A 9,368-nucleotide genomic window follows, 5' to 3' on the forward strand; every position below is an offset into this window, starting at 1 on the left:
GGAGGTATTGGATTATTATCAGGTATTTCCGGAATTGGTGGTGGAATTTTCCTTTCGCCTGTACTCAACCTAATGAGGTGGAAGAATGCACGTATCATCGCCTCCCTGGCTTCAGTATTTATACTCGTAAATAGTATCGCTGGATTAGTGGGACTTCATATGGCAAATACTTTTAAACTTGATACAGATCTGCTTTTGAAATTAATCATAGCTGTAGTTTTAGGGGGAATTATTGGTTCTTATCTAAGCAGTAAAAAATTCAATTTAAAAGTCTTGGGAATATTGACTGCTGTCCTGATATTTTATGTTGGACTTCGGCTTATCCTCAAGTTCGGACTTGATCTAAGCATCTGATATTTTCCAGTTAATAATAAACTTTGGCTAAAAGGAGCTTCAAATGCTTCATCAACGTTGGCTGTTAACACTTCAGTAACATTTGCCAAATCTCAATTATGTAATTTTAAAGGGTAGACTTACCTCCAAAAATAATTACATGAAAGATTTAGACAAATGGAAAGCCAAGGTTGAGGCAGATGACTTCACCGATGATGAAAAGAAGGTTTTTGATGAAATGGGGCTGAAAGGTTCCTCAAGGCGAACCTTTTTAAAGCAGGTCTCAGTGGCGAGTATGAGTCTCTGGGCTACATCATACTTTACAAATGACCTGTTTGCCAGCAATATGGAAGACCTTCCGGAAGAAGTACGGGTTTTATTAAATGAGGTAAAAGTGAATTTGCGAGTGAATGATATGAGCAAACCACTAAATATCGATTCGAGAATGAGTTTGCTGGATGCACTTAGGGAACGTCTTGCTCTTACCGGAACTAAAAAAGGTTGTGACCATGGACAATGTGGGGCATGTACAGTGATGATCGATGGTAAAAGAAAATTATCCTGTTTAACTCTTGCAGCCACCTGCAACGAAAAAGAGATCACCACGGTAGAAGGTCTTGCCAGCTATGGTAAGCTTCATCCTATGCAGGAAGCCTTTGTGAAACACGATGGCTACCAATGTGGATATTGTACTCCTGGACAGGTTTGTTCTTCTGTAGCATTACTCGAGGAAGCTAAAAATGGAGAAGCCAGTTATTTAACTGAAGATCTGAAAACGATCAAAAAAGACCTGAAACTTTCCGAAGCAGAAATCAGAGAGCGTATGTCTGGAAATATTTGCCGTTGTGGTGCTTACAATAATATTGTGCAGGCCTTTAAGGAGGTTCATTCCGGAGATAGTGAAATGCCAACCTGGGAATTTGCTACCCAGGAACAAATGGAAAATGCAAAGAACGCTTAATACCAACCAGATATGAGACCATTCACTTATACGAATGCCAAAAATACACAGGAAGCTTTGCAGAAAACTACTGCAACGACACATTACCTGGCCGGAGGAACTAATCTGGTGGATCTAATGAAAGAAGATGTTGAACGTCCCGATCAATTAGTGGATGTTAATAATCTTGAATTCAATAAAATTGAAAAAAACCAATCTGGAGGCTGGAGTCTTGGAGCGATGCTAAGTAACTCAGATACTGCAAATCACCCAGATATCCGTCAGAATTACCCATTATTATCCATGGCGATGCTATCTGCTGCGACTGCACAGATCAGGAATATGGCTACCAATGGAGGTAACTTACTGCAGAGAACCAGATGTCCCTATTTTTTCGAGACTTCGATGCCTTGCAATAAAAGAGAACCAGGTTCTGGCTGTGGCGCCATTGATGGAATGAATGCAGTGCATGCAATTTTTGGCTATAGCAAGGAATGTATCGCTACACATCCTTCAGATATGTGCGTTGCGCTTGCTGCGATGGGAGCAGAAGTTGAGGTTCAGAAGACAGATGGTTCCACTCGTAAAATTCCATTTAACGAATTCCATAGATTGCCCGGCGATAGACCTGAAAAAGATACTACTCTAGAAAAAGGAGAGCTTATAACGCAGATACATTTATCTTCTCCGGAATTTGCAGATAATTACTATTACCTGAAGATTAGAGAACGTTCCAGTTATGCTTTTGCGCTTATTTCAGTCGCAGCAGGATTGTCTATTCAAAATGGGATGATTTCCAAAGTAGGTCTGGCCATGGGTGGAGTTGCTCATAAACCCTGGAAACTTTCAGAAGCTGAAGATTTTCTAAAAGGTAAGAAAGCGAATACTGAAAACTTCGAGCAGGCGGCTGAAATTGCTTTAAAAGACGCTAAACCATTTGAGAAGAATAAATACAAGGTCGAGATGGGTAAGAAAGCTATAGTGCGCGCACTGCAGCAGGCTACAAATCGAACAGCATAACCAATTTCAAAAATTTATAAAATGAACACAATTAATAAAACTGGAGTTGGTGCAGCTATAGACCGGGTAGAAGGACACTTGAAGGTTACGGGAAAAGCCACGTATGCTTCAGAATTTCCTATAAAGAATAAAGTTTACGCACAGGGTATCAATAGTACCATTGCAAAAGGAACCATAGTTTCTATAGATACCACGGAAGCAGAAAATGCTGCCGGCGTACTTGCGGTAATAACCCACAAGAATGCTGAAAAGCTCAACGATTTTAAGAAGGATCGCTATCAAATCGCTACAGATACAATTGCACCGGTACTTCAGAGTAATAAAGTGCACTATTATGGAGAATACGTAGGGGTTGTGGTTGCTGAAACTTTTGAACAGGCTCAATATGCTGCGAGACTGGTTAAATTCGAATATAGCAAGGCAAGTGATCCTGCGATACATTTTGATAAAGAACGAGGAAACGCATTTTTTCCAGGTGAGGATTCAGATTATTCTCGTGGAGATATGGATAAAGGACTTGCTGAAGCAGATGAGGTCATCGAGCAGACTTATATAACCCCGATCGAACATCATCATCCCATGGAACTTCATGCGGTGATTGCCGAGTGGAATAATGGTAAAGTCACTGCTTATGCTAGTCAGCAAATGTTGGAAGATGCTACCATAGCCATATCAGATACATTTCAGATTCCGCAGAAGGATGTGAGAGTCATCGCAGCATATGTTGGTGGAGGATTTGGTTCCAAACTTAATGTAGAGCGGCATGTTACCCTCGCGGTCATGGCGGCCAAGAAGGTTGGAAGACCTGTGCAGGTAACCGTTACCAGGACACAGATGTTTACCAATACCGGACTGCGACAAAAGAACGAGCAAACCATGAAGATTGGCGCTAAAAAGGATGGAACCTTGACGGCACTTTCTCATGATACCTTATCGCATACTTCCCCGAATCTAGTGTACCAGGAACCGTGCGGAATGGTTTCAAAAATGTTATATAACAGTCCGAATGCCAAGGTGACCGAGCGACTGATGCCCATGAACCTTCAAACACCGTTTGCGATGAGAGCTCCGGGAGAAGCTACGGGAAGTTTTGCACTGGAATCTGCGATGGATGAAATGGCCTGGAAGTTAAAGATGGATCCATTAGAATTTAGGATCAAAAACGATACTCAAACAGATCTTCATAAGAACCAACCTTTTTCATCACGATTGTTGGTTGAATGTTTGCGCATTGGCGCTGAAAAATTTGGGTGGAAAAATCGCAAGAACCAACCTCGAACGAATATAAAAGCAAACTGGCTTGTAGGATATGGTGTTAGTGCGGCATCCAGAAATTCACCTTATCGCAAAACGCACGCAAAAGTACTGCTGGAGCTTGTTGAAGAGAAGGTAGAAGCGACTATACAAATGGATGCGACCGATATTGGTACAGGAACTTATACGATCGTGGCTCAAACTGCTGCGGAATATCTAGGGATTCCAGTGGAACAGGTCAAAGTAGAACTTGGAGATTCCAACTTCCCGGTAACTCCTGGGTCTGGAGGATCATGGGGTGCTGCATCTTATTGTAATGGTGCCAGAGCTGCCTGTGAGAATGCCGTCATGAAACTAAAAGATAATAGAAGTATTCCTGAAGATCAAGAGGTTGCCTTAGCTGAACTTTTGAAGCAGAATCAGCTAACCAAATTTGAAATGACCGGGATGGCCGAGCCTTCTACAGAATTTGAAAAACATTCTGTATTCTCTTTTGGTGCCAACTTCGCTGAAGTCTGGGTAGATAAAGATACAGGAATGTGGAGGATCGAGAGAATGGTTAATGTTGGAGCTGCTGGAAAAATTTTAAACCCTAAAACTGCATACGGACAAATAATTGGCGGACTTACCATGGGAGCAGGAATGGCGATTGCCGAAAAGACAGATGTGGAGCCAAATTTCGGGAATTTCATTACCCGTTCCTTTGCAGATTACCATGTTCCGGTGAACCTGGATATGGCGAACATTGATGTTATTTTTCTTCCAGAAGAAGATAAGATCGCTAACAAAATGGGAATCAAAGGAATTGGGGAACTTGGAATAACCAGTGTCGCCGCTTCACTATCGAATGCCATTTTTAATGCTACCGGTAAAAGAATGCGAGAGCTACCTATAACACCTGAAAAACTAATAGAAGCACCGCTGGAACCCGGTGTTCAGGAAGTTTAAGATTATAACCCGGAAAATTTTCCGGGTTTCTTATGTCTGTGAAAGCTTAACAACTGTTAATTAAGATATAAACTATCATATATTAATAGTAATACTATTAGGTTTGCCTGAAATAAGATTAGGTGGATAAATTATATCAGAACATTAATATTTCGGTAAATTCAGAATTATTTCTGAAAGATCCTGAGTCCAGTGAGTTAGGGAAAAAGATCGTAGGGCAGGGAATCCTTCTCATTGACGATATAGGTTTTGAGAAGTTCACCTTCAAAAAACTAGGTGTCAAGATCAAGTCAAACGAAAGTTCTATTTATCGCTATTTCGAGAACAAGCATAAGTTTTTGGTATATATTACCAACTGGTTCTGGGGCTGGAAAGAATTTCAATTAACAATGTCGACATATGGCATTTCAGACTCTAATGAAAAATTACTGAAAGCCATCGAAGTGATCACGCATCCTGTTGTTCAGGATTTTAGATTTCAGCATATTAACGAGGTTGCCCTGAACCATATCATCATTAATGAATCTTCAAAGTCCTATCTCACGAAAGAGGTGGAAACAGATAATAAAGAAGGTTATTTTTCCATCTATAAGAGACTGGTTACCAGGATAGCAGAAATGATTTCTGAAGTGTCATCAGATTATCAATATTCTCTTAGTCTCTCCAGCATGGTTCTGGACGGCGCATTACATCAGCATTTCCTAAAAGATCATATTCAGTCGATCACAGACTGTACAGAAAAGAAAAGTGTATCCAATTATTTTAAAGACCTCGTGATCAATACCTTAAAAATTGAACTCAATGGCTGAAGAAAAAATGACCGCCTGGCAGCGATTTGTTGGCTTGCTAAAGCTTGATAAAAAAGATTTTCTGCAAATCCTTTATTACGCAATATTCGCTGGATTGGTAAACCTGTCGGTACCACTGGGAATTCAGGCAATTGTAAACCTAATTCAGGGTGCTCGTATCACTACTTCGTGGATCATTCTGGTAATTCTGGTAACTCTAGGAGTTGCTTTTGTTGGTGTGCTTCAGCTAATGCAGATTAGAATTCTGGAGAACATTCAGCAGAAAATATTTACCAGAGCGTCTTTTGAATTTACTTATAGATTTCCGAAGATCAAGATGTCTGAGCTTGAAAACTTTTATCCTCCAGAGCTCGCCAATAGATTTTTTGATGTCATTACGATACAGAAGGGGATCGCGAAACTGGTTCTGGACTTTCCAGCGGCAATTTTGCAGATCGTTTTTGGATTAATACTACTTTCTCTATATCACCCTTTCTTTATTTTCTACGGAATACTACTGGTGCTTCTAATTTATTTAGTTTTCAGATTTACTGCGAAACGAGGTTTGAATACGAGTATCAAGGAATCGAAAATGAAGTATAAGATCGCTCATTGGATACAGGAAGTAGCCAGAACCTTAATTAGTTTTAAAGTAGCTGGTAAAACCAAACATGCTATCCAAAAGAATGATGTGCTTGTAACCAAATACCTTGAAGAACGAGAGAGCCACTTCCAGGTGCTTAAGCTTCAGTTCATTCAAATGGTAGGTTTCAAAACACTTGTTACTGCCGGTTTACTTTTAATTGGAGGTTTCCTGGTGCTTAATCAGCAAATGAATATCGGGCAGTTTGTAGCCGCAGAAATCATCATCTTATTGATCATTAGTTCTGTAGAGAAGATGATCATGGGACTGGAAAACTTTTACGACCTGCTAACTTCCCTCGAAAAACTTGGGGAAGTAGTTGATAAAAAGCTTGAAAGATCTGGTGGAGACACTTCTTTTTCAGAACATAAAAATCTGGAAATAGAACTTAAGAATATTGGTTTTAAAACGCCTGATGGACAGGAAATTCTAAAAGATATTAATTTAACGATCAAGGCGGGAGAGAAGATTCTGCTCAAAGGTCCAAATGGTTCCGGGAAATCTTTGCTACTCAGGATCATTGCAGGACTGGTAGAACCTACTCAGGGAAAAATCTACGTGAACGGGATTTCGTTGAAGAATATAGATCTAAACTATTATCATGGTTTGCTTGGGCAGTCGCTCACAGAAGAATCACTGTTTGAAGGTACTTTATTCGACAATCTTACTTTCGGTGATGATACGATCACTAATTCTGCGATCTTTTCAGTACTGGATAAGACAGGTTTGAAAGAATTTGTACGTCAGCAACCCGATGGTCTGGAAACTTTAATTTATCCTGAAGGAATGAAATTACCTCATACCATCGCCAAAAAGATCATTTTAGCCAGGACCTTATTGCGCGAGCCAAGATTGTTGATCCTCAACGAACCTTTGCATCAAATTGATTATGAAGATGAGAAACGAATTGTAGATCATCTAATGGCTGAAGATCAACAATGGTCTATCATAGTTGCCAGTGGAGACGAGGTATGGCAGAATCGTTGTAATCGTCATATCATTCTTCGTGATGGTAAACTTGAATCTAATCTTTAAAGACTATGCTTAATATTACCAGAAATCCATTGAATGAGCATGTTGACCTAAGGCAATTCAAAGCCGGGAAAAAGGTTCTGCATACAAGACACTTTAAATACTTCAACAGATTGCTGAAGTTCTCTGCGATCTTCGGAGTCATCGTACTTTTTCTTCCGTGGACCCAGACGATATCGGGAAATGGATCTGTGACTACATTAAGTCCAGAGCAAAGGCCACAAACAATACAGTCGGTCATCCCGGGTAAAATCGAAAAATGGTTCGTAAATGAAGGAGATTATGTTGAAAAAGGAGATACGATCCTACATATTACCGAAGTTAAAAATGAATATTTTGATCCATCCCTGGTAGAAAGAACCGGTGACCAGGTAGCCTCCAAATCTAATTCATTGAAATCCTACGATCAAAAGATCTCGGCTTTAGGCACGCAGTTGCAGGCGCTGGCTCAGGAGCGCGAACTCAAACTGGAACAGGCGAGAAACAAACTGGAGCAGGCAAAACTGAAAACCAAAAGTGACAGCATTGATCTGCAGGCTGCTAAGACAAATCTAAGCATTGCTGAAACTCAATTTAATCGTACTAAGACCCTTCAGGAAGAAGGTTTGAAAGCGATGACAGATGTTGAAGAAAAGCGACTTAAACTACAGGAAACTCAAGCTAAACTTATTTCGCAAGAAAATAAGCTTATGGCGAGTAGAAATGATATTATAAATGCCAGGATCGAAATTAATCGTACAGCTGCAGAATATAGCGATAAGATCTCCAAGACTCAGAGTGATCGTTCTTCCGCAGAATCAGGGAAATTCGATGCTCAGGCTGAAGTGAGTAAACTGGAGAACGCTTATACGAATTATGAAATGAGGCAGGATCTTTACTATGTCAAAGCTCCGCAGAATGGATATATAAATAAGGCTATAAAAGCCGGGATTGGTGAAACTTTTAAAGAAGGAGAGCAGCTGGTGAATATCATGCCTTCAGATTATGATCTTGCTGTGGAAACCTTTGTGAAACCAATTGATTTGCCGCTATTGCATAAGGGTGAAGAGGTTAGAGTTCAGTTTGACGGCTGGCCAGCGATCGTTTTCAGCGGATGGCCAAATGTATCTTACGGTACTTATGGAGCCAAAGTAGTGGCTATAGAGAATTTTATTAGTCCGAATGGAAAATACAGAGTTTTACTGGCTCCAGATGAAAACGATCATGAATGGCCAGATGCTTTAAGAGTGGGGTCGGGGGCTAATACCCTGGCTTTGCTGGAAGACGTACCGATATGGTATGAATTATGGCGTCATTTGAATGGCTTCCCTCCAAATTACTATACTCCGGAAGGTCAAACTCAAACCGATAAGAAGGAATGAATTTAAAAAAGACTTTGCTTATTGCCTTGCTGCTTCTGCCTGTGTTACAATATGGCCAGACTCAGGATAGTATAGTACTCAATTTTGAGGAATACCTGCAGATGGTTAAAACCTTTCATCCGGTAGTTAGACAAGCAAGGTTGAAAGCCGATCTTGGTGACGCAGAATTGCTCAAGGCTAGAGGTGGGTTTGACCCGAAGATAGAGGCCAATTATGATCGAAAGGATTTTAAGGATACTCAGTATTATGATCTATTTAATGCAGCTTTCAAAATCCCAACCTGGTATGGAGTTGAACTAAAGGCTAAATTTGAACAGAACGAAGGCTTCTATTTGAATCCGCAAAACACGGTGCCAGATGATGGTTTGTTCGCAGCTGGGATCTCTGTGACAATAGGACAGGGATTGTTCATCAACGAACGAATGGCTGCTTTACAACAGGCAAAAGCATACCAGCAGCAGTCCATTGCAGATCAACAACTGGCGGTAAACAAAGTCTTGTATGAAGCATCAGTAGCTTATTTTGACTGGATTAGTGCATATCGGGAACTTAAGCTTTACAATAATTTTATTGAGAATGCACAATTTCGATATGACGGAATCCTTTCCAGTTTTGAAGTAGGGGATAAGCCGGCTATTGATACTCTGGAAGCCGATATTCAAATACAGGACCGTAAGCTGAGTCTGGAGCAGGCACGGCTTAAGTTTTTCAAGGCTTCTCAACAGTTAGGAACCTATTTATGGGCTGAAAATAATACGCCTTTAGTAATTAGGGAGCGTGTGTATCCTGAAGATGCGTTGTTTGAGAATAGCACGATTCCTTCCGAATTTTTAAGCGATACTGAAATCGCTACACACCCAAAGATTCGGTCATTGGAGTATAAGGTGGAGATTCTGGAATTTGACAGAAGATTGAAGGCGAATAAATTACTTCCAAAGCTGGATCTGGAATATAATTTTTTAAGTGGTGATCCCGATATTTTAAGAAGTTTTGCCAATGAGAATTATAAGGTGGGCGTAAACTTCAGTATTCCTTTATTTCTTCGGAAA

The 9,368-nt window shown here is 40.4% G+C and carries 8 protein-coding genes; all 8 read left to right on the forward strand.

All coding sequences use genetic code 11. From position 1 onward, the window contains the following. On the forward strand, positions 1–354 hold a 354-nt coding region (locus QZ620_RS12305; protein WP_295182106.1), incomplete at its 5' end, for a TSUP family transporter. A gap of 139 nt (positions 355–493) precedes the next feature. After that, a complete protein-coding gene (locus tag QZ620_RS12310; protein WP_295182108.1) occupies positions 494–1,294 on the forward strand; it encodes a 2Fe-2S iron-sulfur cluster-binding protein in 801 nt (266 codons plus the stop codon). 12 nt (positions 1,295–1,306) lie between these two features. Continuing rightward, complete coding sequence (locus QZ620_RS12315; protein WP_295182111.1) at positions 1,307–2,293, forward strand: xanthine dehydrogenase family protein subunit M; 987 nt, start codon at positions 1,307–1,309, stop codon at positions 2,291–2,293. 21 nt (positions 2,294–2,314) lie between these two features. Beyond that, complete coding sequence (locus tag QZ620_RS12320; protein WP_295182112.1) at positions 2,315–4,495, forward strand: xanthine dehydrogenase family protein molybdopterin-binding subunit; 2,181 nt, start codon at positions 2,315–2,317, stop codon at positions 4,493–4,495. A 122-nt stretch (positions 4,496–4,617) separates the two neighbouring features. Continuing rightward, entirely contained in the window at positions 4,618–5,304 is a 687-nt protein-coding gene (locus tag QZ620_RS12325; protein WP_295182113.1) for a TetR/AcrR family transcriptional regulator, read from the forward strand. After that, entirely contained in the window at positions 5,297–6,961 is a 1,665-nt protein-coding gene (locus QZ620_RS12330) for an ATP-binding cassette domain-containing protein (protein WP_295182115.1), read from the forward strand. The genes QZ620_RS12325 and QZ620_RS12330 overlap by 8 nt, the downstream gene beginning before the upstream one ends. A gap of 5 nt (positions 6,962–6,966) precedes the next feature. After that, positions 6,967–8,319, forward strand: coding sequence for an HlyD family efflux transporter periplasmic adaptor subunit (locus QZ620_RS12335; protein WP_295182116.1), 1,353 nt, complete (start codon positions 6,967–6,969; stop codon positions 8,317–8,319). Further along, positions 8,316–9,368: TolC family protein (locus tag QZ620_RS12340; RefSeq protein WP_295182118.1), on the forward strand; the 1,053-nt coding region annotated here is incomplete at its 3' end. The genes QZ620_RS12335 and QZ620_RS12340, both read left to right, overlap by 4 nt.

This window comes from uncultured Christiangramia sp. (assembly GCF_913046405.1).
Classification (GTDB): domain Bacteria; phylum Bacteroidota; class Bacteroidia; order Flavobacteriales; family Flavobacteriaceae; genus Christiangramia; species Christiangramia marina.

Excerpts from the sequence above, each read along its gene's own strand:
- QZ620_RS12310 (WP_295182108.1), top strand. The coding sequence starts at position 494 with ATGAAAGATTTAGACAAATGGAAAGCCAAGGTTGAGGCAGATGACTTC.
- QZ620_RS12315 (WP_295182111.1), top strand. The coding sequence starts at position 1,307 with ATGAGACCATTCACTTATACGAATGCCAAAAATACACAGGAAGCTTTG.
- QZ620_RS12320 (WP_295182112.1), top strand. The coding sequence starts at position 2,315 with ATGAACACAATTAATAAAACTGGAGTTGGTGCAGCTATAGACCGGGTA.
- QZ620_RS12330 (WP_295182115.1), top strand. The coding sequence starts at position 5,297 with ATGGCTGAAGAAAAAATGACCGCCTGGCAGCGATTTGTTGGCTTGCTA.
- QZ620_RS12335 (WP_295182116.1), top strand. The coding sequence starts at position 6,967 with ATGCTTAATATTACCAGAAATCCATTGAATGAGCATGTTGACCTAAGG.